We start from the raw sequence: 26,040 nt of genomic DNA, 5'->3' as shown, positions 1-26,040 counted from the left end.
GCTTTGTATTATTTCGAAGGGTCTTTATGGTTTGTAACAGAATACTTCTCAGAACTCGAATGCACAATATTCAAGTCAATTTTGACTCCATTAATTGGATTTTCTTTTAACAGCAGTTCCCCTGCCGGAGAGTTGGCTTTCCACTGACGGTAATGGTGTCGATATAAATCATGTTCAAGATTTAAGACATCTGTCTTCATCTCTTTTCCCGTACGGAATAACTCAACAATTTCTTGATCGATCGTTTTTTTCGTCTCGTCAGTTAATTGCTGCAGCCCAAGAAAGCTGTTCTTGGTCTGGCTTACGATATAAGCTTTCGCTTTTATCTCAATATTATATTTAGGTTTTCCTTCCGCGCTTACAAGCTTCAGCTTGGTTTTAGGATTTTCAACAACAATTTGAACGGTTTCCTGCGTATTTTTAGGTACAGATACACCTGCACGAATTGTACCCTGTTGCATCCAGCGCAGTCCGGACAGCTTTTTTAATGGGATATAGCTTTGATAAGCTTCGTTTTTGAGAAATATAGCCCCATCAATCATCAGTTTGGGCTCGTCTTGGTTTTTTTCCTTCCATTGCTTGTTGTTTAAAGCTAGCACTGGAATACAAGAAGTATAGCCAGGTTCATATATCTCTCCGATTAATCGGTGGAGCTTAATCGGTTTTATAGTAGAGCTTTGAGCATAAATTCCTTCCGGTTCATGGAGAATGGTGCTCAGCGGAGACTGTCCTAGAAAACCACCTGTGCTTAGAATATCCTTTACCGATTCTCTTGTCCCGAATACCCAAGGTGTTAAACGAAATTCATAATATCGAACAATACTATCGTAGATTTCTCCAAATCCTCTTTTGAAAGCCGCTTCGCTCACGATAACAGAAGTCAAATGCCCCCAATAAATTCGTTCTTGTGCGGTTTGATATAGAGCAAAGAAGGACTCTTCAAAAGAGCTTCCTACCCCCTCGCCCACCCAAATTTTCGCTGTTTGCTTCTTTCCTTCAGTCGATTTAGCGATCGATTGAAAATCAACAAACTGGATATAACCGTGATATTTTCCATCCTTATAATCCACGCCAATTGCCGATGCATAATTCAATTTCTCAATATCCTTAACATCCGAAGCACAGCCTGAGATACATAGCGAGAGGACTATCAGAACAAAAGTCAATCGAAAATTACGCATCATTTCTCTCACCTTTTCCTTTTGTTTAACATCGCCGAAGAGAAACGTGACCTTCTGAACGGATCAGCAAGCAACGCAGATAACCAGTCTTTCATTCGCAAGGAGGATATCGGTTCTAGATAGGAAAGCCCAAACGAATCGAGCCTGCATAAATAGATCAGAATCAGAAACATGCACAGAAAGAAACCGTAAATGCCAAGCATAGAGGAAATTAGCAAAATAAAAAGTCTGAGCAGGCTGACTGTTCCTGACAGCGACTGATTGACCAAACTAAATGTAGCTACCACCGAAATTGCAATAACAACAAGCAATGTGGGTGAAGCAAGCCCAGCCTTTATTAACGAGTCTCCAATAATTAAACCGCCGACAATACCGATGGTTTGTCCAACAGCTTTAGGCAGCCGAACGCCCGCTTCTCTAAGCAATTCAAATTGAAATAACAGCAGCAATGCTTCAAGGAAAGAAGGCATAGGAACACCTTCACGAGATATAACTACTGTTGATAATAAGGAAAAAGGGATTTGGTCCAGATTTACGGTCGCGATAGCAATCCAGAAGCCAGGTAAAAAAATACTTAGTATGAGCCCTATAATGCGAAGGGCTCTTTGAAACATGACATAAAAATAGGGGAAGTGGACATCCTCAGGTGATTTTAATAACTCAAAAAAGTTGCTCGGTCCGATCAGTACCATGGGTGATCCGTCTACAACAATGATAAATCTCCCCCGAAGAAGTGTTTCGATAACAAAATCAGGACGACCAATATAATCAATTAATGGAAACAGCGAGAAGGTTCGATCCGATAACCATTGCTCCAACTGCCCACTGCTTACCACACTTTCCAAATCAATGTTATTCAATCGTTTACGTGCTTCGGCTATCATTTCAGGGTTTGCTTTGTGACTAAGATAAAGCAAAGATACTTCGGTTTTGCTAATGTTCCCAATGACGAACTGCTCACTGAACAGCAATCCCGTTTGCATCCGTTTCCGAATGAGTGAGATATTCGTAAACAAATCTTCCGTGAAGGCGTCTTTGGGCCCCTTAATTGAAATTTCCGTATTCGATTCCTGCAACGACCGCTGTGGAATCTTAGAAATGTGAACAACCCAAAAGTCCACTGCTCCTTCACAATATATAATCAAGCTGCCGCAAAATAAATGAGACACCATATCTTCAGCTGTCGTTTTTATTGCGAATAAAGGTAATTCGTCCACTTGAACCTCTACTTCATCCGTACCGCTTAACATGGCGTTTATATACTGGCACATGCGGGTGAAATAGATGTTCAACTCCGTTTTATCGACCATTCCTTCACAATAAAATGCCGTCAGCTTATCCTGCATCTCCAGTTGCGGCAATGCGGGAAATTGTACATCTGAGTAATTGGAGAATACATCTATCAATTGGCTCTTTCTTAGGCTTCTACTGTGCAGGCTAGTTTCCAAATCAACAAAAAGCTTTGATTCCTCAAGCAACTGATTCATTGGGCTTCCTCTCTTCGATGTGGCATATAGGTGATCATAAAGAGTATCGCCGTTATGGCTACTCCAAACCAAAGTGAATAGGTATAGAAGTAGCGCTGAATGAACGCCTGCATGCTAATATCACTAATCATTAATAGCGAAGGTATAGAAATGACAACTGTTATGCAAATCATAATCGTTTTTGAATATTTCTCAGAACCACGTCCAATAAGTTGAGCTAAAAAATAGATGATAAGGGCCGTTCTCACGATACTTCCGGCCATTAATTGAAAAGCTGCAAAAAAGTCTACATGCGAAATATGTCTTCCGATCATCACCAGCCTCCACTGCTCAAAAGCGGGAAACCGAAAATTTTCAGCTTGGATCGGACCAAAAGAAGCTAAAGATCCTATTGTAGGTCCCATGATCAATCCCACTAATAAGGTAAGCAGCACAAAAACGGTGCTATAATTTAAAGGTTTCTTCAATTTATGCTGTAATAGAAGCAGCACCATGAGGTCTATGCTCCCGCCAAAAACGACCACTATTCCTCTCAGGTCTGGACCTATTCCTTCAGTTAAAATGGGTTGCAGCATGCCGTAATCTTTGCTGTTCTTTGTCATAATAGCTACGCCGATTCCCAATATCCAAACGACAGGCAATAATACTGTAGACATATAAACGATGGTTTTGAGTCCCCCTCTAGCGGCGCAGTAAGCCAAGAAAATAAAGCTGAGGATAACGATAGCACTCGCTGTTCTCGGGAGGAAATAAATATTGACGTTTTTTGTTGTATCAAAAACAATCATCATGCCGGCTACGATTAAATATAGAGCGAATCCACCGCCAATGACATTAAAACCGATTTTTCCGATTCGGCCTTCAATCCAGCTTTGAAACGATAAAGTACTCATCGATTTTAAAATCCAATATAAGATCAGGCTCCAAACAATCAATCCAACATAAGCGAGCAGAATGCTAATCCAGGCATCGCGTCCCGCTGCTTTTAACAGATGCGGAATGATTAGTACATGATTCGAGATTCCGAGCGATAACAACAATAAAAAAATGATTTGAAGTCTAGAAAAGGATACTTCCACTGTTATTCACCTCCATTTTCCGGACAATATTTCATTTGGTATAATTACCCTAGACGCGCCTAATTATGCATGAATCTGGAGCTTCATCCCATTTCACATCAATAGACCCGTAATATGTATGCACGATTTAAATGAAATGTAAAAAAGCATGCTGCATTGCGCAGCATGCTTACTCACCTAATATTTCCACCTGAAAGAGCGATTAATATCCTGACTTAATTTAGTGATTTTAATGCCTCTGAAGTAAATGGAATCAGCTCGTCTGTCCGGCCGTCCCGAATTTTGGCTGCCCAAGCCGGATCAACCAGTAGTGCGCGTCCAATAGCCACCATGTCGAACTCTTCACGCTCGAGCCTTTGAATCAATCCTTCAAGCCCGACGTTAGCGGCACCTTTTCCTTCTTGGAAAAGGCTAATGAAGTCGCCATCAAGACCAACAGATCCAACGGTAATCGTTGGTTTTCCTGTAAGCTTTTTGACCCATCCGGCAAAATTAAGATCAGAGCCTTCAAATTCAGGCTCCCAGAAACGGCGTGTGGAACAATGGAATATATCTACGCCTGCTTCAACGAGCGGGGCTAGGAACTGTTCCAGCAGTTCCGGGGTTTCTGCTAATTTTGCTGTATATTCATTCGATTTCCATTGGGATAATCGCAGCACGATGGGGAATTCTGCTCCGACTGCCAAGCGACAAGCTTTGACAACCTCTACCGCAAAGGTAGTGCGTGCCAGCATGTCCCCGCCATAACGATCCGTGCGCGGGTTAGTCTTCTCCCAAAGGAATTGATCAATTAAATATCCATGCGCGCCGTGCAGCTCAATGCCATCGAATCCAATCCGCTTGGCTTCCAGCGCTGAATGTGCGAACGCTTGGACGATTTCAGCAATTTCAGCTTCCGTATAATCGCCTACATGTCCGCGTGCACCCATATGCCAAATTTGCGGAATAATCTTTCCGCCTGCTTCATGTACCTCAGTCACCACGTTTGCCCAGCCATTTAAGGCTGCTTCGCCGTAAAAATGGGGAATGTTTTGCTGGTTGGATGCATCCGGGTGATTGATAATGGTTCCTTCAGTCACAATCAGTCCTACACCGTTCTCTGCTCTGTGACGATAGTAGGAAGCTACATTTGCACCTGGCACGCCGTTAGGTGAAAATTGACGGGTCATCGGTGCCATGACGATCCGATTAGCTAATTCCAAATTTCCTAGCTTGAAAGGTTTAAACAGCGGTGCTACGGTTTGAGTATAGTTCATGATAGCCTCCAAAATTAATTTTATAATGTTACGTAATATAACAGGCAGTCGCCTGCAGCAATCATCGCGATTTAAATGTGAATGTTCAACCAAAGGGAATTGCCTGCCCACCACCTCCTTAAGGTTGTAGTGTTTGTTTATCACCTGAATTTATTTCATATTCTTGACTCATCGGTCAAAATCTTGGCAAAAAAAATCAAGGCAAAATCATTGCAAAAGATGTACGCAAGACCGCCTCGATTTGTTCCCGAGCTGCGCCTGATTTCTCTAAAATTCTAGCGCCTGAAATAGCGTTGTTCAAATAAGCTGCAAGCTCTTTGCTGGAAAAACGGGAGGTGATCAATTGCAGCTGCTGACCGCTGCTCATGATTTTCTCTAGGACCTGTTCGGCTTCAAGGAACATGAGCTCGATTTCGCGAGTGACCTGCTCGTCCTCTTTTCCGAACTCCAGAGACGAATTCACCATTAAGCATCCTCGGCACATGGCTTCATCGTTTAGAAGAGATCTGCGTAATGAGTCGAGCTTCTCCAGTGGAGAAATGTTCTGCTCCTCCAGCTCTTTCAGTAACGAAATGCTCTGATCACGATAATGTGCTAAAGCCTTCAGGAACAAGGCTCTCTTGTCATGAAATACACAGTATAAGCTTTGCTTCTTGACTCCCGTCATACGGGTTAGATCCTCATAAGAGGTGGACTTAAACCCTTTGGACCAGAACACTTCCATGGACTGGTGCAAAACACGATCGACATCAAATTCTCTTGGTCTGCTCATGAGTTAACCTTACCACGTTCTTGACTGCGCAGTCAAGAACGTGAAAAAATACTTAGAGTCATGCGGTTTTAGGCGGTTGCTCTTTTTACTTTTTTCATAATGACGAGTCGCCAGCCTGTCAGAATTGCACATGCTAAGCAAATGGCCGATGACGTCATGAATACGACATGCATGCCGGATAGGAAAATAGCAGGTTGGCCTGGAATCAAGTCGGTTACCCGGTATCCGGCTTTGCTGCTCATTTCGTGAAATAAAATAGTAGTGGCAAGGGTAATGCCGACAACCATGCCCACGTTGCGGACCAGTGAGTTGACACTGCCGGCAGAACCGAGCTGTGTGCGTGGAACCTTGGACATGATTAAAGAATTGTTTGGCGGCTGAAATAAACCGCTGCCGATGCCGAGCATAGCGATCCATACGCCCACGAGCACAACAGAGCTGCCGTCATGCAGGCGGGCTAGCCCAAATTGTGCAATGACCATCACGATTAGCCCAGCGAAGGTGAGTGCTTCAGAGCCAATCTTATCCGATAAAGCACCACTTATCGGAGAGATGACGACCATACAGATCGGGAATAACATAAGCAGGAACCCTGCATAGAAGGGGGACAGCTCCAGCATATTCTGCGCATAGAAAGGTGCAATAATGTTAAAGCAGAAGTTAGCTACAAACACAAGAAAGCCGCAAACAATACTGAGTGAAAACAATGAATTTTTAAATAGCGAAAGCTGCAACAGCGGATGAGAAATGCGAAGCTCCACTCCTATAAAAGCGATGAAAGCAGCACCTGCTACGATCAGTGATAAAATAATCAGGCTGTCTCCATACCCTAATTGCTGACCAAGCAGCAGTCCAGCAAACAGCGCGATAATGAACACGGCGAACAAAAGACTGCCGGGAATATCGATTTTAGATTTTACCTTGATAAAGTCCGTAGGCAATACCTTCCATCCGAGGATAATGGCAATCAGTCCGATCGGAACGTTCACCCAGAAAATATATTCCCAGCCTAAGGTCGAGACAATAATGCCGCCTAAGCTAGGTCCCGCAATACTGCCTAACGAAACAAAGGTACCGATCAGCCCAATCGCTTTACCCCTCTCTGTGGACGGGAAAATATCGGTGACAATGCCCTGGCTGTTTGCCATAGTCATCGAAGCCCCAATCGCCTGTATAACCCGTGAAGCGATGAGGAAGGTTAGGGATGAGCTTAGTCCGCAAAGCAGTGATCCAAAAATGAAAACGACCATGCCAATTTTGAAAATTTTTATTTTGCCTGCAATATCCCCTAGCTTTCCAAAGAAAAGTATGGCCGAACAAATCGACATTAAATAGATGGTCGTCACCCACTCTACCTGCGCTAGCGGCAAATGCAGCTGCTTGACCAGCACAGGCAAAGCGATATTGACAATGCTGCCATCAAGCGTCGCCATAAAAGTGAATAAATTTAATACGATCAGGATCATCCAGCGTTTTTTCTGGATCGCCTCATCCTCTTGATAGGTTGCACCGATTGTACTCATAACTAGCACCTCATGCCTCTTTATTGATATATAGTTGCGAACGCAACCAAATAGTACACCCAGTGTACTACAATGTAGTTGCGTACGCAACCAATTTCATGTAGTGTTTGAAGAAAGGTTAATCGACGTTTAGAAATTTATTTAAAGAGGTGCGCATGATGAAATCGAACCATGAACCGATCGCCAAGCTGATCTCTCAGCTTCATCGCCAGAATCAAAAAAAGCTCGCGGGTGAGCTTTTGCCCTATGGTATCGGTAGCGGCGGGCAGCCAAGCTTCCTTAAGCTGATTCTGAAACAACCTGGCATTACACAGGACCAAATGACCAATGAGTTGAAATTTGATAAGGCAACAACGGCTCGTTCAGTAAAGCAGCTGGAGGAGTCCGGATATATCGAGCGGAGAGTTGATCCTAAGGACCGCCGCTCTTCCCTGCTCTACCCGACATCGAAGGCAGTTGAGTTTGCTCCGGTGCTCCAAGCGATTCTTGCGGAAATAAATAACACGCTTGCCGAAGGATTATCAGCAGAAGAGATAGAGCTATTGGTTACTTTGCTCCAAAAGATCAATAAGAATTCTGTGAACCTATAAGTGCGTTACGGAACGCACGCCAATGGAGCAGCTTCATCAAGTGAGGCCTAAGGCGGTCATGAACGATTCTTATTTTGAATAAGAAAGAGCAGTTGAACTGAGCAATGTCATTAACGTTAGCTCAGAGTTAAGCTCTGGAATACAAATGGAATGCGAAAAAAGAGCGGGTTATCTTTTCGATAACCTGCTCTTTTCCTTGATCTTTGAACCTGTGTCTTAACTTTAAGCATAACCATTATTTTTCATAATCTATTACAAAAATGCTATTCTATGCGCCACTCGTCGAGGATCATTTGGGCAACTGCCGCTAAAGTACGAATGTCAATTGCATGTATGCCTAGCACATCCGCTTTCTCAATTTCGGACCAGTTCGGATCTGCTGAGGTTACACCGTAGAACTTCGCAATAATCGATAGATCTCGAATCGTAACCTTCGTTTGTCCCTCGATTAATGTCACGATCTTCGCTGTGAATACTTGAACAGCTTTGTTTAGCAACGTTACAGCTTCATCCACCTGCCACTGGCTGTTGCCAGCGTTTTTGGCTGTATTGATGGCTGCTTGAAGCGCCGCTTTTGATCCTGCAGCATACTTCCCAACCTTAGTCCCTTCAATCGCCCTGTCATGTTTCGATTGTGCTGCTGCAATCGCAGCGTTCAATACGGTTCTGTCCACAGGAATCGATGGAATGACCGAGTCGGCAAACCGTTTCATAGCCGCATTCAAAGCATTAAGCGCACCAGCAACTTCCTCACCTGTCGCATTCGCATCATTCTTGACGGCTGTCGCGCTGAGGATCGCTGCTTGCAATGCTGCTTTAGCTCCGATTGGATACTGACCAGGCAAAGTTCCTTCCACCGCAGCATCATGAGCGGATTCCGCTTGCTGGATTGCTGTATTCAACGCCGTTTTATCAGCAAGATTCACTTCGATCAATAACGAAGCTTGGGACACATTCATTATCGTTCCTTTGCCATTCAATGATACTTCGAAATCAGACAACGAGACGGTCGTGCTGCCTGCCTTCGCACCTGCCTTCACCTTACCGTGGAGGCTGAACAAAGGACCACCGTCGATGCCGTCTTGCTGCTCACCCGTGGTTGCCATAATGATTCGAATTTGGCCAAGCTCGGGTTTAACCGCACTCCCGAATACAGCGAAATTCGGCTTCAACGATTGAATGGCTGACGGATCTAACGCTTGAGATACGCCTTCTTTCACTGTCTGGAATTCAAACTTCTGCGGATCATAATGAAAAATAACATCAAGAGCCGTGAAATTTGAACTTATATTGTCCGTTCCAATCGTCCACTCTGCCTCCTGCTCTGCTAATACCATTGCAGGACCTGACAGTGTGGCCATATCTTTTTCTGAAGCAAATGCGGTTATTTTGACATTCAGTGCAGCTGTTTTTGCACCATCTTCCGTCATCGCCGTTATGAGACCCGTTAATGCTTCCGCTCCCTTATTGGTTGCCGTAACGGTTGCTTTGGTTACTGCACTAGCCTCATCATAATGAACATTCGTGACTACGATGTTCTCATGATTAGAGACAAAATGCACATTTTTGTTTGTTGCATTCGCCGGAAAGACGATAGCAGAAATTTCAATGCTTTCACCATCCTTCAATTCGATGGAAGAACGATCCAGCTTTAGTTCAGTAACAGGGATATTTGCGCTTACTTCGAAACGCTTGGTTGCTTGCGTCGTTCCATTGCCTGCAACCACTGTATAAGTTCCCGAAGACGCATCTTTTTCTATTAAGTAGGATTCGCTAAATACACCGCCAGGCAATTCTTTATTGAACAACATTGCTTGATCCGGCCCTAGTACCTTTACCTCCACTTTATCGAGCGTCGTATACCCCGCTATCGTTATGGAATCTCCAGCCACTCTAGCAGGAATATCCTGTAATGAGACATATTCTGCGTTCAGCGGCATCGTCCAAACGTCGGCAATCGAAGGATCATAATTGCGTCCTTCCTCATCTTCTTGGAACCGAACAGTCACCTTGCCATCTTTTGTTAAAGAGATATCATCAACAACAAATTGATAGGTTACAATACCTCGGCTATCTTTTTCATTCACGCGGCTGAGCACTTTCGTTCCGTTTACCAACACATAATAATCTTTCAATTGTGCCCGATCATACGTTTCGATTGCCCTAATGATGAAAGGTTTGCCTGGCTCAACGGTCATATCAAATTGGAAATAACCATTTGCGTCTCCATGATTAACATACCTTCTCGTTAATCCCTCCTCCACATTTGCACCGGACTGAGCGGAAAACTTTACATTATGTTTTTGTTCAGAGCCTTGTTCGCCAACGTCTACATGATCGTAGAAGTCTAGCGGCGGGTTTTTATAACGCACTTGAATGGCCGTACTGCTCTTGGCTGCTTCAGCTCCATTAAACGAAGCAATCACATGCAGCTCAGCAGCCGTTTCAACTGCAAGAAGCGGTGATTTTACCTCAAAACTAATATTCTTTTCTTCACCGGCTTTAAGGCTATAGACTTGGCGTGCAGGGGAAACCGTCCAGTTTAAAGGAGCACTGAGCTCTATAGATCCTTCAACGGAAAAGCTTCCTTTATTTTGAATGGTTGTATTAACCGTTGCTGTACCGCTAGGCTCGATTGTTGCTGGTTCTGCCTTTAATGCTTTGATAATGATTGGCGAATCGATCTTTATTGTCGTCTTCAAAGGCACTTCCACTGTTGCATCATTTATTTTGTAGCTTCCGCTGCCAACTATATTAAATAGGCTAGTGGGTTTTTGTTGCTCCGACACTTTCACACGGAATGCAGCAGCAAACGTTTCACCTGGTTTAATGACAGCCGTTTGGTTATCTCCTATCGAAGTGACTTCCCATCCTTCGGGTTTCTGGAGAGTATAACGCACATCATTAATGCTCGCATCGCCATCGTTAGTTGCTTTCACTTCAACTGTAAATGTGTTTCCGGGCAGTACGGATACCTCGGAAGGGCTAATTAACCACTTTATTCCTAGCTTTTCATTGCTAATGGCTGACAAAAACGTTGTTGCGTTTGAAATGAGATTTGCTAATTTTTTAACAATAGCATCGTTTATTGACCCAGCATCGCTTTGTTCATGCAACCATTGCTGTAAACCGTCTGTTTCATATAAAGCATGATGAACTTGCTCGATAAAGAGAGCATCATCACCGGCTTTGTACGCCTCAATACTTGCTTCAATTCGGCTAGCAAGCGCCTCGCCTTTACCTGAAAGTGCCTGGGTTTGTTCGCTGGTGAGCTCTCCATTATTGGAATAGCTTATTACTTCATTTTGAAATTTGTCCGCCTCATCAAGGGCACTGCCTAAATCTCCAATAATAGGATCAACTACAAACTGATAATCACCCGAACCTACTGTGAATACCGCATTTCCTTCCTCCATACCAACAAATTGTACCCCTTCCACCGACAATGCAAATTGGCCGCTTTCTGTTACTGCCCACTTGCTGTCAGCAGGGATATAGACCGTAGCCGTTGTATTTGCTGGAATCGTGACATGCTGGCTAAAAATATCCCCTTCTTTTTTCCAATCGCTTACAATCATGCCGTAAACAGAATTGTACGATCCTTTGGCGCTAGTCAAATCTCCACCAGGTCGAGGTTTAATCAAAATATGCTTATAACCCGGACTTGCAGGGTCCTGTTGAATGCCGGCAATATTTTGATACATCCAATCTCCGACTGCTCCATAAGCGTAATGGTTAAAGGAGTTCATGCCAATATCTTGGAAACTGCCATCCGGCTTAATAGAATCCCAGCGCTCCCACATCGTAGTCGCACCATTTTTGATCTGATATCCCCATGAAGGATAGGTGTCATTGTTGAGCAATCGGTAAGCAACATCCAAATGTCCCGTTTCGCTCAATACCGGCAATAAATCTCTCGTGCCAAGAAAACCGGTTGATAAATGCCAGTCGCGCGCTTTAATCAGCTCTACCAAATGATCCGCGGCAGCTTGACGTTTCGATTCGGGAACCAAATCCATGTACAAAGCTAACACGTATCCCGTTTGGCTATTTCCTTTAACTTTTCCATCTTCGCTAACATAGGCTTTAATAAACGCTGCTTTCACTTGCTCATAAAGCTGCTCGTACTTGTCGGCATCCTCTTGACGGCCGATGGCATGCGCCATTTCGGATACCAGTTTTGTACTGTACGCAAAATAAGCGGTAGAAATTAAATCGCCTGGCGTTGGATCATTCACATCCAGCCAATCACCATACATGGAAGACGGACGAATAAGTCCAGAGCTATTTTTTCTCATATATTCGATCCAGTGAACCATTTCATCATAATTTTCTTCAATAACACGAATATCTCCGTAACGCTGCCAAATGGTATACGGAACGGTAACGCCAGCATCCCCCCAGCCGGCATTGCCTCTTTCTCCGAGAACATTAGGCGCTACATCGGGAAAAGCACCGTTAATTGATTGTCCATCTCTCAAATCTCTCATCCATTTGCTTCCTATAAACTTTGCCACGTCCATATTAAAAGCAGCAGCTCCAATAAAGACATTGATGTCACCGGTCCAACCCAAACGCTCGTCACGGGCAGGCGTATCGGTAGGAACCTCCAAGAAATTGCCTCGCTGTCCCCAAGTAATATTGCTTTGCAGTTGATTCAACATCGCACTAGAAGTTTCTAACTTGCCGCTAAACGGTGCTGCTGTATGCATGACCAGCCCTGTAACGGCATCCATACTCGGCACGCCGGGATAACCCGTTACCTCCACATAACGGAAACCATGAAACGTAAACTTCGGCTCATATACTTCATCTCCGCCGCCCTTCAAGGTATATCGGTCCGTTGCTTTTGCCGCGCGCAAGTTTGCTGTATAGAAGGTCCCGTCCGGGTTTAATACCTCTGCATGTCGAAGAGTAACCGTTTGACCCGCTTCACCGCTTACTTTTAGCCTTACGGTTCCGACCATGTTCTGTCCTAAATCAAACACATATTTGCCAGGTTCCGGCTCTGTCATCTTAATCGGCTTCATTTCTTCAATTAATTGAACCGTTGGGCCATCCTGAGCGACTAGCTTCCCAGTCACTTCTTTCTCTAATTTTTGAACCGAATCCCAGCTCGTTGCATCGAAGGCAGGTGTATCCCATCCGTCTAATTCCTTCGTTGCATCATAGGTCTCTCCCATCAAAATACTAGAAGATACAATTGCCCCTGCTGCAAATTTCCATGATTGATCCGTTCCAATCGTTTCAGTTGAACCGTCTGTGTACTCAAGATTTAATTGCATGAACAAATAGTTGCTATCGCCATAAATGTTCGGACCAATAAAACCGACATGTCCGGAATACCATCCCTCTGCCAATATAGCGCCAATGACGTTGTCACCGTTTTGAAGCAAATCAGTTACGTCATAGGTCTGGTATTGAATATGCTTGGTGTAATCTGTCCATCCTGGCGTAAATAAATCTCCGCCTACACGTTTGCCGTTAATGCTAGGTTCATATATTCCGAGAGCGCTGGAGTAAAGTCTTGCTTTTGCAATGGACTTCTCTAAAGAGAAACCTTTGCGAATGTAAGGAGGCGAAGCTGTAATTTTTACATTTTTCCCCCACGGCGACTCCCCATAGGACGCGACGATCATCGCAGCTGACCAGCTGCTGTCATCAAAATCTGATTTCTCCCATCCCTCCATCTTTACCTTGGCTGCTTTCAAACCTTGATCCATATTCAATTGAAGAGGTGTTCCTTCCTCGAATACCACTTTCAAGCTGCCAAGCAGACCAGCAGGTCCGCCATCGTTTGATGTTTGGATTGCAATCGTATTAGCTCCAGGAATGAGTGCACTTGAGACATCTACAATTTTGCCTTCTTTCCATGAATCGACCGCTTTGATAGAACTGCCCATTCGCTTCCCGTTCACATATAGCACGAACCCATCATCCGCAGTTAATAAAAATTTCCCTTGTGTTATTGTCCGGTCTAACGGCAATTGAATGGTTTTGCGAAAATAGCGATCTCCTGCAGGAGCATTTGAAGCCGGATTCCCTTCCGGAAACCAAACCCATTTAAGACCTTCTGTTGTCATATTGTTCGCGTCGCTCATACCGATCCATTCTGCTTGCCAATCCGAATCATGGAGAAGACCCATTTCCCACCAAGCAGGATCACTCCATTCTGATGCCTTCTCATTGTTCAAGTCCCATACTTTTACTCTCCAAAAGTAACGTTTGCCGGACTCCAGAGGTTTGCCGTCATAAACGACATTTACCGATTGATTCGTATCAACTTTATCGGTATTCCACACATCCGGTTGATTATCCAGCAATTTCTGTTTGGTGCTGGCTACCTGAATGGCGTATGCTGTTTGAAGCTGTCCACGTTTATCGGACTGAAGCTTCCAACTCATCCTCGGCTTCACCACATCAATTCCGATCGGATTGTTCGTGTACTCCGTCGTTAAATCGGTTACCGCCATTATTGCTCCCGTTCCACCCGCTTCGCCATACGCCGTACTAGTCATAGGCAAGCATAATGTGAAGCCAATCACCAAAGCTAATAGAAGACTCATGGTTTTCCTCATACTTTTTTTCCCCTCGACTTTCCTTTGTTATTGTTTATCGTTCTATTTTTGCTTCAGCATTGCATGGATGACGACTACCGACTCCGCCCGAGTAGCATGCTCTTGAGGTGCAAACCGATTGCCATTTCGCCCTTTAATTATTCCTGTCTCCACAGCTGCAGCTACGTAACCAGTCGCCCAAACAGGAATTTCTAACGCATCCGCAAACTGCAGCTTCGTATTTTGGTCTGCTTTTAGATCAAGAGCCCTCATGACGACAGCAACCATTTCTGTCCGATTAATTAACTGGTCTGCGCGGAAGCTTCCGTCATCATAACCTTTTAATAGACCTGCCTTAACCGCTGTTGCGATATACGGTTTCGCCCACGCAGCTATTCGATCGCTATCGTTGAAGGCAAGTTTACTATCAGCTCCAGGTTCTAGATGAAGCGCCCGAACCATCATAGCTGAGAACTCCGCACGCGTTACTGCGCGGTTAGGAAGGAATGTTCCATCGGCATATCCCGTAACAAAACCGAGCTCAGCCGCTTCCCTAATCGAACTTTCCGCCCAATGTCCTTTAATATCTTTCCAATCCACAGTAATAGATTTTCCAGCTACAGTTACCTGCAGCACAGGTTTCAGTTCATTCATCTCCAATTTCGAATTAACAAGCTGCACAGCTTGAAGGCTGACCTCAGCATTCCCCTCAGCCATTCGCTCAAATTTCAACACTACCAACTCTTTGTCCCCTGTCTCGCCAGCTGAATTGCCTGTCTTCGTATGGGCAAACCGAATGGTCCCCTTCTTTACGATCGGATCGACAGAAAAACCTGTCAAAGCAGTACGTGCTCCAACAAACTTCAATCGAGTGGAATCGTATTTCATCGAAATATCATAGGCAAATACATCGGTTAAGTTTTTTCCCACTACTGAAATTTCAGTTTTGGCTTCTTGACTAGTAATCTTTAGTTCAAAAGAAGCAGCGGCCTTATCCGCCATTGCCGAAATAGGCATTAAACTGAACATACTGATTAAAATTGTGAATACTATCGTCATTCGTTTTGCATTCGACATATCGCATGAATCCTTTCATAGCAGAGTTTATGAGGCAGGTTAGTGTGCCTGCCTCCTATTCGAAATTCGTATGTCTATTCCAAGCTCCACTCTTCAAGAATCATTTGCGCAATGGAAGCTAATACACGAATGTCGATTACATTTGCGCCGATTACATCTGCTTTCTCAATTTCAAACCAGTTTGGATCTTTGGAGGTGACACCATAGAAATTCGCTATGATCGACAGATCTCGAATCGTAACCTTCGTTTGTCCCTCGATCAGTGTCACAATCTTCGCTTTGAAAACTTGAAGAACTTTGTTTAGTATCGTTACAGCCTCATCTATTTGCCACTGGCTGCTTCCTACATTCTTGGCTGTGTTAATGGCTGCCAGCAGCAGCGCTTTTGATCCCGCAGCGTACTTGCCGACCTTTGTACCTTCGATTGCCCTGTCATGTTTTAATTGTGCTTCTGCAATCAATCGGTTTAACTCCGTCCTGTCACCAGGTGCTGATGGGATCACCGATTCGTTAAATACTTTTACTGCTGCATTCAAGCCGTTAAGCGCTGCGATGACTTGCGTAACAGTCGCATTCGGATCATTCTTCACATCAATCGCACTGTTGATTGCTGCATGCAATGCCGCCTTAGAACCCGTTGGATACTGGCCCGGCTGCGTGCCTTCCATTGCGGCATCATGTAACGCCTGCGCTTGTTCGATTGCCGTATTCAGCGCTGTTTTGTCAGCGAGGAGCACTTCCATCGAGAGCACAGCTCGCGATACATTCATCATTGTTCCCTTGCCACTATCCGATACTTGGAAATCAGACAGCGATACCGTTGTATTGCCTGCTGACGCACTCGGTTTCACCTTCCCGTGGAGGCGGAACAGATTGCCACCGTCAATACCCGCTTGCTGCTGGCCTGAAGTGACCATGATGATCCGGATCTGGCCAAGCTCGGGTTTAACCGCCGTTCCAAACACTTCGAAATTCGGTTTCAACGACTGAATGACCGATGGGTCCAGCGAGAGGTAAGTACTTTCCCCAACCGTCTGGAATTCGAATTTCTGCGGGTCATAATGAACAATAACATCTAGTGCTGTGAAGCTTGAGCTAACATTTTCTGCACCGACCGTCCACTCCGTTCCCTGTCCTGCTACAACAGTGTCACTTCCTGATAAAACAGCCATATCTTTTTCTGCGGAAGCTGCGGTTACCGTAACATTTAGCGAAGCCGTCTTGCTGCCATCTTCTGTCGTCGCAGTTATGACGCCATTTACTTGATCTGCTCCCTTATTGGTTGCTGTTACAGTTGCTTTGGTAGTATCACTTGCTTCATCATAATGAACGTTCGTGATGATAATGTTCTCGAGATTTGACTCAAAATGTACCCGCTTATTTGCAGCATTTGCCGGAAACACTGTCGCAGCAATTTCGATGCTTTCTCCATCCTTCATTTCAAGCGAAGTACGATCCAAGCTTATGCCAGTAACGGGCAAACCAGCTTGATTGTTAAATACCTCCAGCTCAGCTAATTGGAGCCTATAGTAAATATCGTCTGATGCCATATCCCCAAGCTTATTGACCGACAGCCTCACATATCTAGCGGTTTGGTTTTCAAACGTATACAGCTGTGGCAGCATCAACGGGTTCGGCTCTCCAGTCATCCTCTTTACTTCTATATAATCTCCTCCATCAGCCTTAACCTGAATAAGGAAATCGATAGGGTAGGAAGCGGTTCGTGAATCTTTTGTACTGGAGTCCGTTCTTGGATACAACACCACACTATTCAGATCTTGATTGGCACCCAGATCAATCTCTACCCAAAGCGGGTTGTTTTCCTGAGATTGCGAAGGAGATCCTGTTGATGAATATTTTCGCGCTAAATTGCCGTCCGTGAGCCCTGCTGCCCCCCACTCTGGCGAAATCTCCAACGTTTCGCGTGCGGTTGCCTTTTTGCCTAACGCCAGATTCGCCCCGGTAACTACGATCAACTTAATAGAGGAAGTAAGCACAACTTCTCCTGATTTTACAGTTGCTGTAATTTCTGCGGAGCCGGGTCCAACTGCAGCTGCGATTCCGTTATCAGCAACCTTGATCACATTAGTGTTGCTGCTCTCATACTTGATCTCAGCGTTAGTGAAATCGGCTTCCAGACCATTATCCATACTTCCGCTTAATGTGAGCTGAGTTTGTTCACCTTGCTGCAGCTTCGTTGCTTTGCTGCTTAAGTTGATGCTTTCCAGCTTTAAGTTGGAATCAGCCATTGTACTTGCGAACGAGTATGCTCCAGATCCGACCGAATAGACCGCTTTGTCCCCTTCCATTCGCAAAAACTTGACACCAACGGCTTCTTCAGCAAGCTGTCCGCCTTCGCTCACGGATGCTTTATCTACCGCTGGAATGTATACAGTCGCTGTTGTATTAACTGGAATCGTCACATTCAGCTTGAAGGCTGAGCCTTCCTGATCCCAGCGGCTCTTGATCAAGCCATAAATAGACTTGTATTCTCCATTCACATGGCTAAACTCACCTCCAGGTGTAGGCTGAATGATAATATGTTTGAATCCGGGCTGCTCAGGATCTGCCTCGATTCCTGCCGCATAGCGGAACATCCATTCTCCAACGGAGCCAAGCGAATAATGGTTAAAAGAGTTCATTCCTGCGTCACCGAATCCATTCTCCTGTGTATAGGAATTCCATCTCTCCCAAATGGTCGTTGCGCCATTTTTGATGCTGTATCCCCATGAGGGGTACGTATCGTTCGTCAACAAGCGATAAGCAACCTCTGTATAGCCCGCTTCTGTAAGTACCGGCAGCAAATAACCTACACCAAGAAAACCAGTCGACAGATGCCAGTTTTTACTCTTAATATTGTTAACTAGATGCTCAGCAGCTTTCTTCTTGATATCTCCATCCAATAAATCCATGTGCAGTGCAAACACATAACCTGCTTGCGTATTGCCTTTGATCTGTCCGTCCAAACCAACAAACGCGGTGTTAAAAGCAGCTTTAATATCTTTAAATAATTGACTATATTTCTCCGCATCGTCTGTTTTCCCAATAATCGCTGCCATTTTGGACAACAAATTCGTGCTGTATGCAAAATAGGCCGTATTCACCACATCCGTTGGTGTGGTTTCATTCACGCTCAACCAGTCTCCGTAACCACCGGCTGACCGAATGAGCTTGTTGCTGTTCGTTTTGAGAAACTCGATCCATTTCGCCATCGCATCATAATGCTCTTTGATAACGGAAGTGTCGTTATAAGCTAAATACAATGTCCATGGGATAATAACGCCTGCATCTCCCCAGCCGTTGCTTCCGTTACCCATCCCGCTAACATTTGGCGCAACGTCCGGGAACGCTCCATTTGCCCCCTGAGCATCAACAACATCCCGCATATACTTCTCGTAAAACCCTGGAACTTCCATGTTATAGGTAGCAGTACGAACGAACACCTGCGCGTCTCCTGTCCAGCCCATTCGTTCATTACGCTGCGGACAGTCTGTTGGAACGCTTAAAAAATTTCCGCGTTGTCCCCATGTGATGTTGCTGTAAAGCTGATTGACCATCGGATTTGAGGTTTCAAATGTCCCGGTCTTCGGTGTATCGGTGTGAACAACAATCCCCGTTATGCTATCTAAAGCAGGTTCACCCGGATATCCGGTCACTTCTACGTAACGGAAACCGTGGAATGTGAAATGCGGTTCATATTGCTCAAGCCCGCTTCCTTTTAGGACATATTCATCTGTTTGTTTAGCTGTACGCAAGTTCTCCGTGTAAAGCGTCCCATCATCATTCAGCATCTCGGCAAACCGCAGCTTCACTTTCGTTCCGGCAGTGCCTTCGACTTTTAACCTTGCCCAGCCAACCATGTTCTGTCCCATATCAAAAATGTAAGTGCCGGCACTTGGCTGCTTCACTGAGATCGGCTTCAATTCTTCCGTCGCCTTGACGGTAGGGCCTACCTGTGCAACCAGCTTCCCGCGGAAATGGCTGACCTCTTTTACACCGTTCCATGATGAAGTGTCATAATTCGAACGGTTCCATTTATCCATTTCTTTGCGAGCGTCATATGTCTCTCCCATTAGAATGTCGGAATAGCGAACGGGTCCCGAAGTCGTTGAATGCCAAGAAGTATCGGTCATTACCGTTTCACTTGTGCCATCCTCGTATTCAATTTTTAATTGGAATAAAAACGACAGCTCTGTTCCGTACTGATTTGGACCAACATGTGCCACATTTCCCGCGTACCAGCCGTCACCCAGCATTGCCCCTACCGCATTTCCTCCTTCAAGGAGCATGTCGGTTACATCATAGGTCTGATACTGCAAACGCTTATTGTAATCCGTCCATCCTGGATTAAAGTAATCGCTGCCTACCCGTGTCCCATTTAGGCTGAGCTCATAAAGTCCAAGCGCCGTCGAGTAAACAGTCGCTTTACGCACTGGCTTCGCTATTTCAAAATCTTTCCTCAACATAGGTGAGCTTCTACTCTCGACTTTCTGATAAAAGGTGCCGTTCTCTACGAGAAGTTTTCCATCTTCCGTTAATTGCCCCCCTTCAAAGCTTGCTGCTTCCTTATCATCAAAATTTGCTTGAAACAACTCCTTGCCGTGTTCATCCTTAATGATGATATTGTCGAACAAGGCGCGCTCATTCGTCCTTGCGTCTTTATGCTGGCGGAATCCAATAGGACCGAACGAAATATTGTCATTTTTCATCGTGTCGATTAACTCATTGTTGATATAGGTTTTGATTTCTTTGCCATTCACTTCAATTTTCAGATGATAAGCAACATTCAATTGCTTGTCATTCGGAATGACCCGTGAAATATCTAATTCCTTCATAAGCTTCGTACCGCCGACATTCGTGTGTGGCCGAAACTGGGCATACGCTTTTTCTTTTACATTAAACTGCCAGAAAAAATTATTGGAGGCATTAGGTCCGCCAAACAAAATGGCAGCCCCATCATTTAATATTGTAAAATCCAGCTCGATGGAATAGCTAGACGGCACGGTCGCAGGTGTGGAGGCGGCAATCCACTTGGCTTGCCAATCAGCTGGCGCGAGCAATCCCATTTCCCACGAGCCCGGTTCACTCCATGCTGAAGCGTGATCATTGTTATCCCAAACCTTCACTTTCCAGAAATAACGTTTTCCAGATTGTAAAGCTTCTCCTTTGTATTCCACATTGTTGGAATCGCTGGACATGATTTTGCCAGAATCCCATATGTCTCCTTCATTGCCAGCCAAACGGCTCCCTTCTGAAGCGACAATGATTTGATAGGCAGTTTGCATTTGTGCTCTCTCTGTTGCTTCAAGGAACCAGCTGAGTCTCGGCTTGGTGTTATCGATTCCGATTGGGTTATGGCTATACTCTGTATGCAAGTCGTATGCAGTCATTTGGACCGTTCCTTCTGCTCCGAATGCGACTACTGGCTGTAATAAAGCAATGACAAGAACAGTTGCTAAAAATAAACCAAGCAGCTTCTTCCTGAACAAACTACTCATTTGCCAAAACACTCCCTTTTTCATCACAATGGTATCGCTTTCAATTTGGAAAACTAAGCATAAATCCATAAAAAAATAGCCGGGAGTACAAAAAAGGATATCCTGCTTGCTGCAGGTCCTTCAACGACTACCCGGCCAATCTTCTCATTCTTCGATTATGTGTAATGATGAAAGGTTGTTTTAATAAACATCCTTCCATTCAGCGATGTTAGAGGAATCGAATTTGAAGGGATCGCCAAGCATAATTTGCGTGCCTTCACCATCTTTCACGACTTCTTTCTCACCTAGTTTGCCAGCTGTCAGTTTATCCCCAACCGCACCTGTAATCTTGCCATTCACTAATGCATCTGCTGCATAACCGGACAAGTAACCAACATCAATCGGATTCCACAAATACATCCACTGACATACGCCGCTCACGATATATTCCGCCATTTCACTTGGCAGGCCAAGACCGGTCAATTGCACTTTTCCAGTGAGACCCTTATCCGTTAAAACCTTGCCCGCAGCCGCGATTCCTACTGTCGTCGGTGCAATAATACCTTTCAGATCCGGATAAGATTTCAAGAGCGCCTCTGTCTCAGACACGCTTTTATCACGCAAATCATCACCATAAGCCACTTTAACGAGCTTGATTTTACTGTATTTCGAATCCTCCAGCTCTTTCTTCATCCATTCGATCCAAGTGTTTTGGTTGGTCGCTTGCGATGTCGCGCTCAGGATCGCAATTTCGCCTTCGCCGCCAATCATTTCCGATACGCCTTGAATTAGTGTGCGGCCGATACGCTCAGGATCTGCTTGATTTACATGAACCATTCGACTGGCTGCGTTTACCGCTGAATCTAAAGAAAGGACTTTAATTCCTTGATTCATCGCCTTCTTCAGCGCCGGCTGGAGCGCATCCGGATCATTTGCCGCAATCGCGATCACGTCCACCTTTTGCGAGATAAGCTCTTCAATCATTTGAATTTGTGCTTCTGCTGTCGGCTGATCAGGCGCCTTCAAAATCGCTTCATATCCGAGCTCTTCAACAGCATTTTTGTAGCCTTCCATTTGCTTCTCACCGTATGGATTGCCCGTGTTTTTAAAGATAATGGCATATTTCTTCTTTTTCGTGCTGTCCGTTGTGTCATTTCCCTTGTTTTTCTCTGTAACTTCGCTCTTGTTGCTACCCGTATTTTTGGAATTGCTGCCGCTGTTGCCTCCTCCGCATGCGGTTAACATCGAGATCGTAAGCAAAACAGTTAAGCATACGGATAACACCTTGTTTCTTTTCATTGTTTTTCCTCCCTTTTTTTGTCCAATCCTTTATATACAAAACAGCCGATCGACTGTATTGCACCAACTTAAGTTTTCTTCGTACGACTCCGACCTACTTTAAGCCTCGGAACAGCGACGGCGAATATAAGCAGCAAGCCTATAATAATGAGCAGAATTTGCGCTTGTACGTTGACTAATCCTAAACCATAACGAAGGAAACCTATGAGGAAGACCGCTAGTATGGCTCCTACCATTCTTCCTTTTCCTCCAGCCGTGCTAATGCCGCCAAGAACAACCATGGCAATGACATCGAGTTCATACCCCATCGCAATATTAGGACGCGTGCTTCCCATACGGGAAGTTAGAAACAAAGCAGTCACAGCGGACATCAGTCCTGCAAGCGTAAAGACGATTACTTTTACACGATCGACATTCACGCCTGAGAAGCGTGCCGCATTGATGTTATTCCCCATCGCGTACAATTGCCGGCCGAACACGGTTTTGTGCAGCAGTAAGCTAAACACTATGGCAAATACCGCAAAAACGATCAAGATAAACGGAATCGGTCCCACGTACCCCCAGCCCAAATAGCTAAACCACTCTGGAAAAGATCCTGCTGCTTGATCCTCCAAAATAATGTAGGCGATTCCCCGATATATAATCATCGTTGCCAAAGTAATGATGACCGCGGACAATTCCTTGTACTTCACAATGAGGATGCCGTTAATCCATCCGCAAAGGGTGCCCACTGCCAAACAAATGACCATAGCTAGCACAATAGGGACACCATTATTGAATAAGTCCGCCATAATAACAGACGATAGAGCCACAATCGATGCGACGGATATATCGATATCTGCGAGGATGATGATGAACACCATAGGGAGCACGATAAATGCTTTATCCAGAAAACCCATTGTTGCATCTCGCAAATTATCGTAATCCCAATAAAACTCTGATAGATTCATATTCATGACGGTTATGGCAAGAAACAATACAACCAACATCCATTCCCACTGAAGGAAAAACCGTTTGAAGGAAAAATCCTGCTTATTCGTAACAATTCTCGGCTCCATAGCGTTAGATTTTCCTCCTCATAAGATTGTTGCGATCAACGCCCCGCTTGACGATTGCATTAATAAGGACCGCGATCAAAATAATTGCGCCTTGAATGCCGTTCTGCCAAAAGGGCGATACGTTAATCAAAGGAAGTGCATTATTCAAAATACCTAGCAAAATAGAGCCAAGGATGATGCCCGATATTTTGCCAGAACCGCCTGCAATGCTCACACCGCCTAGTACACACGCAGCAATTACGCTGAGCTCATAACCCGATGCCGTATCACCTTGCGCTGATGCAAATTTGGATACCCATAGCACCCCCGCTAAGCCGGATAGACCGCCCATAATGGAATATACGAGCCATAAAATTTTGTCTACCTTAATGCCGCTTATTACTGCCGAATCTGGATTGCTTCCAACAGCATAAATTTGTCTGCCCGTACGGGTATGATTAACGAAATAATAAGCGACGAAATAAATGAGGATTGCAATAAAGATAAGATTATTGATTCCGAGCGTTGTTCCCGTTGCCATCACTTTGAAACTTGTAGGCATTTGATGTGCACTAACCCATTTGCCTCCACTAGTTAGATAAGTAAACCCGCGGAACACGTTCATCATCCCAAGTGTGGCTATGATGGGCAGGATACCGATTTTGGAAACCAGAAAACCAATGATCACACCGCTGACAAGTCCCGTTAGAGTGCCGATCAGAAGGGCGACGACAGCTGGAATTTCTGGAAATGCACTGACCGTCTGTGCCGCGATCATGCCTGAAAGAGCCAATGTTGCACCAATGGAAAGGTCAATTCCGCGGGTAACGATAACGAGCATCATCCCCACAGCCAATATGCTTAATATTGCGGTGTTCGTTACCATATCGTTTATATTTTCCAAGGTCAAAAAGCTGGGGTTGCGAAGCTGAACGCCAATGGAAAGCAAAACAATAAATCCGAGTAGTCCTAGCTCTCTGAATTTGGCGATCTTAGCGCTAAGCGTTGGCCTTGTAGCTCTAAGCGAAGCTGCGGTTATACCGTTCGTACTGAGTTCTCTCTCCTGCATGTGTCATGCCCACCTTTAATGTTGTTGTATAAGAGGGCGATCGTCAGCCATTGATGCTTGAAGTATCGCTTCCTGCGAGATCGAATCGCGATCCAGAAAAGCCGTTATCCGGCCCTCGCGCATGACGGCTACCCGATCACACATCCCAATCATTTCAGGCATCTCGGACGATACCATCAGAATTCCATACCCTTGACATGCCAAATCGCTAATCATTTCATAAATGGCAGATTTGGCGCCAACATCCACACCTTTGGTTGGTTCATCCAAAATGATGACATCCACATCAGCAGTCAGCAGCTTTGCAAATACAACCTTCTGCTGGTTGCCGCCTGAGAGCGAGCTGGCCAAATCAAATATGCTTTTTGCTTTAACATTTACCTTCTCAGCTAACTGCTTAGCGATGCTCGCTTCCTTATCGGTGTTAAGAACACCTTTGCTTGAAATCTTCTCAAGCGATGATAATGTAATATTTCTACCGATGCTCCACTGTAGAACGAGCCCCTGCTTCTGCCTATCCTCCGGCAAGTAGCCAATCCCCATACGCATCGCATCGATCGGTTTTCGGATGTTCACTTCCTGCCCCTTGAAGAACACCTTCCCTTTATCGCTTCGCTCAATGCCGAAGATGCTTTGGCAAACCTCAGTCCGTCCTGCCCCAACGAGCCCAGTCAACCCTAAAATTTCCCCTCTTCGCAGCGCAAAAGAAATATCAGCAAAGTAGCCGGTTCTGCCCAGACCTTCAACCCGAAGCAATTCTTCCCCAATCTGCGCTTCCTTCTTTGGAAACAATTGCGTAATTTCACGACCTACCATCGCAATAATTAGATCTTGGTTCGATATTTCATCCACATTCCAAGTTCCGATGTATCTGGAATCCCGGAATACGGTCACCTTGCTGGCCAGTCGATACATATCCTCGAAGCGATGTGAGATAAAAATAATAGCTGTTCCCTTGTCACGCAAACGCTCTGTAATCCGGTATAAGTCTTCGCTTTCCCTATTGGTAAGAGCAGCTGTTGGTTCATCCATAATAATGATCTTCGCATCAACAGAAAGCGCTTTCGCAATTTCGACGATTTGCTGCTCCGCTACACTTAATGCTCCCATTTGCGTTTTGGGGCTGAATGCTGCGCCAAGCTCCTTCAGAAGCTTATCGGCCTCCTTATGCATTTCGTTCCAAAGAATCCGCTTAGTCCCTTTTTGAATTTTCTCATGCCCCATAAATATATTTTCTGTGACGCTTAAGTCAGGATAACAAGTAACATGCTGATAAATGGCTGCAATACCCATCCGCTTCGCATCCGTAGGATTTTTAAAATCCACGCGTTGTCCATCAAAGAGGATCTCGCCGACATCTGCTGGGTGGACACCGGTAATCACCTTAATAAAGGTTGATTTCCCCGCTCCATTTTCGCCCATCAACGCATGAATCTCACCGGGCTTTAGCTTAAAATAGACATTATCAAGCGCCTTGACGCCTGGAAAAGTTTTTGTAATTCCCTCTAGCTCCAAAATGTACTCGGCCATTGCCGAATCACCCTCCATCCTTCGCTGTTCTCTACATGCTGCTGCTTCTTGCTTCCTTCTAGCTCTACCTTACCGAAATTGCAGATCGTGAAGAAGGAGACATTCG

14 protein-coding genes are annotated in these 26,040 nt (G+C 45.0%); 1 reads left to right on the top strand and 13 read right to left on the bottom strand.

Going from position 1 to position 26,040, the window contains the following annotated elements; translation table 11 throughout:
• Positions 1 to 8: 8 nt before the first annotated feature.
• The 6 genes from BK120_RS01160 to BK120_RS01135 form a co-directional block, all read right to left on the bottom strand.
• On the bottom strand, positions 9 to 1,184 hold the full coding sequence (locus BK120_RS01160) for a Ger(x)C family spore germination protein (protein ID WP_083681469.1): 1,176 nt from the start codon (positions 1,182 to 1,184) through the stop codon (positions 9 to 11).
• A 5-nt stretch (positions 1,185 to 1,189) separates the two neighbouring features.
• On the bottom strand, positions 1,190 to 2,668 hold the full coding sequence (locus BK120_RS01155; protein ID WP_076265636.1) for a spore germination protein: 1,479 nt from the start codon (positions 2,666 to 2,668) through the stop codon (positions 1,190 to 1,192).
• Positions 2,665 to 3,747: an endospore germination permease gene (locus tag BK120_RS01150; protein ID WP_076265635.1), complete on the bottom strand. Its 1,083-nt coding sequence runs from the start codon at positions 3,745 to 3,747 to the stop codon at positions 2,665 to 2,667. The genes BK120_RS01155 and BK120_RS01150 overlap by 4 nt, the downstream gene beginning before the upstream one ends.
• 215 nt (positions 3,748 to 3,962) lie before the next feature.
• Complete coding sequence (locus BK120_RS01145) at positions 3,963 to 5,003, bottom strand: NADH:flavin oxidoreductase (RefSeq protein ID WP_179089715.1); 1,041 nt, start codon at positions 5,001 to 5,003, stop codon at positions 3,963 to 3,965.
• 196 nt (positions 5,004 to 5,199) lie between these two features.
• Positions 5,200 to 5,775: a TetR/AcrR family transcriptional regulator gene (locus BK120_RS01140; protein ID WP_076265634.1), complete on the bottom strand. Its 576-nt coding sequence runs from the start codon at positions 5,773 to 5,775 to the stop codon at positions 5,200 to 5,202.
• Positions 5,776 to 5,843: 68 nt separating this feature from the next.
• The gene (locus BK120_RS01135) at positions 5,844 to 7,298 is read right to left on the bottom strand and encodes an MFS transporter (protein ID WP_076265633.1); all 1,455 of its coding nucleotides are present in this window, start codon (positions 7,296 to 7,298) and stop codon (positions 5,844 to 5,846) included.
• A gap of 158 nt (positions 7,299 to 7,456) precedes the next feature.
• Between BK120_RS01135 and BK120_RS01130 the strand changes: the two genes are divergently transcribed.
• Positions 7,457 to 7,888 (top strand): MarR family winged helix-turn-helix transcriptional regulator, encoded by a 432-nt coding sequence (locus BK120_RS01130; protein WP_076265632.1) that lies wholly within the window; start codon positions 7,457 to 7,459, stop codon positions 7,886 to 7,888.
• A 263-nt stretch (positions 7,889 to 8,151) separates the two neighbouring features.
• Here BK120_RS01130 and BK120_RS35105 read toward each other — a convergent pair whose 3' ends face one another.
• From BK120_RS35105 to BK120_RS01095, 7 genes are all read right to left on the bottom strand, one after another.
• Complete coding sequence (locus BK120_RS35105) at positions 8,152 to 14,466, bottom strand: family 78 glycoside hydrolase catalytic domain (RefSeq protein WP_076265631.1); 6,315 nt, start codon at positions 14,464 to 14,466, stop codon at positions 8,152 to 8,154.
• 42 nt (positions 14,467 to 14,508) lie between these two features.
• Positions 14,509 to 15,522, bottom strand: a complete 1,014-nt coding sequence (locus tag BK120_RS01120) for an S-layer homology domain-containing protein (RefSeq protein WP_083681467.1) — start codon at positions 15,520 to 15,522, stop codon at positions 14,509 to 14,511.
• 74 nt (positions 15,523 to 15,596) lie between these two features.
• On the bottom strand, positions 15,597 to 21,020 hold the full coding sequence (locus BK120_RS01115) for a family 78 glycoside hydrolase catalytic domain (RefSeq protein ID WP_179089714.1): 5,424 nt from the start codon (positions 21,018 to 21,020) through the stop codon (positions 15,597 to 15,599).
• Positions 21,021 to 21,200: 180 nt separating this feature from the next.
• Positions 21,201 to 22,298 (bottom strand): rhamnose ABC transporter substrate-binding protein, encoded by a 1,098-nt coding sequence (gene rhaS / locus BK120_RS01110; protein WP_076265629.1) that lies wholly within the window; start codon positions 22,296 to 22,298, stop codon positions 21,201 to 21,203.
• A gap of 68 nt (positions 22,299 to 22,366) precedes the next feature.
• Complete coding sequence (locus BK120_RS01105) at positions 22,367 to 23,356, bottom strand: ABC transporter permease (RefSeq protein WP_076265628.1); 990 nt, start codon at positions 23,354 to 23,356, stop codon at positions 22,367 to 22,369.
• 4 nt (positions 23,357 to 23,360) lie between these two features.
• The gene (locus BK120_RS01100; protein ID WP_083681465.1) at positions 23,361 to 24,404 is read right to left on the bottom strand and encodes an ABC transporter permease; all 1,044 of its coding nucleotides are present in this window, start codon (positions 24,402 to 24,404) and stop codon (positions 23,361 to 23,363) included.
• Positions 24,405 to 24,419: 15 nt separating this feature from the next.
• A complete protein-coding gene (locus BK120_RS01095; RefSeq protein ID WP_076265627.1) occupies positions 24,420 to 25,934 on the bottom strand; it encodes a sugar ABC transporter ATP-binding protein in 1,515 nt (504 codons plus the stop codon).
• Positions 25,935 to 26,040: the final 106 nt, after the last annotated feature.

This window comes from Paenibacillus sp. FSL A5-0031, assembly GCF_001956295.1.
GTDB lineage: Bacteria > Bacillota > Bacilli > Paenibacillales > Paenibacillaceae > Pristimantibacillus.
The sequence above is the reverse complement of the archived record's forward strand: the minus strand, read 5'-3'. Positions and strand labels throughout refer to the sequence as shown.

Excerpts from the sequence above, each read along its gene's own strand:
- BK120_RS01160 (WP_083681469.1), bottom strand. The coding sequence starts at position 1,184 with ATGATGCGTAATTTTCGATTGACTTTTGTTCTGATAGTCCTCTCGCTA.
- BK120_RS01155 (WP_076265636.1), bottom strand. The coding sequence starts at position 2,668 with ATGAATCAGTTGCTTGAGGAATCAAAGCTTTTTGTTGATTTGGAAACT.
- BK120_RS01145 (WP_179089715.1), bottom strand. The coding sequence starts at position 5,003 with ATGAACTATACTCAAACCGTAGCACCGCTGTTTAAACCTTTCAAGCTA.
- BK120_RS01140 (WP_076265634.1), bottom strand. The coding sequence starts at position 5,775 with ATGAGCAGACCAAGAGAATTTGATGTCGATCGTGTTTTGCACCAGTCC.
- BK120_RS01135 (WP_076265633.1), bottom strand. The coding sequence starts at position 7,298 with ATGAGTACAATCGGTGCAACCTATCAAGAGGATGAGGCGATCCAGAAA.
- BK120_RS01130 (WP_076265632.1), top strand. The coding sequence starts at position 7,457 with ATGAAATCGAACCATGAACCGATCGCCAAGCTGATCTCTCAGCTTCAT.
- BK120_RS35105 (WP_076265631.1), bottom strand. The coding sequence starts at position 14,466 with ATGAGGAAAACCATGAGTCTTCTATTAGCTTTGGTGATTGGCTTCACA.
- BK120_RS01120 (WP_083681467.1), bottom strand. The coding sequence starts at position 15,522 with ATGTCGAATGCAAAACGAATGACGATAGTATTCACAATTTTAATCAGT.
- BK120_RS01115 (WP_179089714.1), bottom strand. The coding sequence starts at position 21,020 with ATGAGTAGTTTGTTCAGGAAGAAGCTGCTTGGTTTATTTTTAGCAACT.
- rhaS (WP_076265629.1), bottom strand. The coding sequence starts at position 22,298 with ATGAAAAGAAACAAGGTGTTATCCGTATGCTTAACTGTTTTGCTTACG.
- BK120_RS01105 (WP_076265628.1), bottom strand. The coding sequence starts at position 23,356 with ATGGAGCCGAGAATTGTTACGAATAAGCAGGATTTTTCCTTCAAACGG.
- BK120_RS01100 (WP_083681465.1), bottom strand. The coding sequence starts at position 24,404 with ATGCAGGAGAGAGAACTCAGTACGAACGGTATAACCGCAGCTTCGCTT.
- BK120_RS01095 (WP_076265627.1), bottom strand. The coding sequence starts at position 25,934 with ATGGCCGAGTACATTTTGGAGCTAGAGGGAATTACAAAAACTTTTCCA.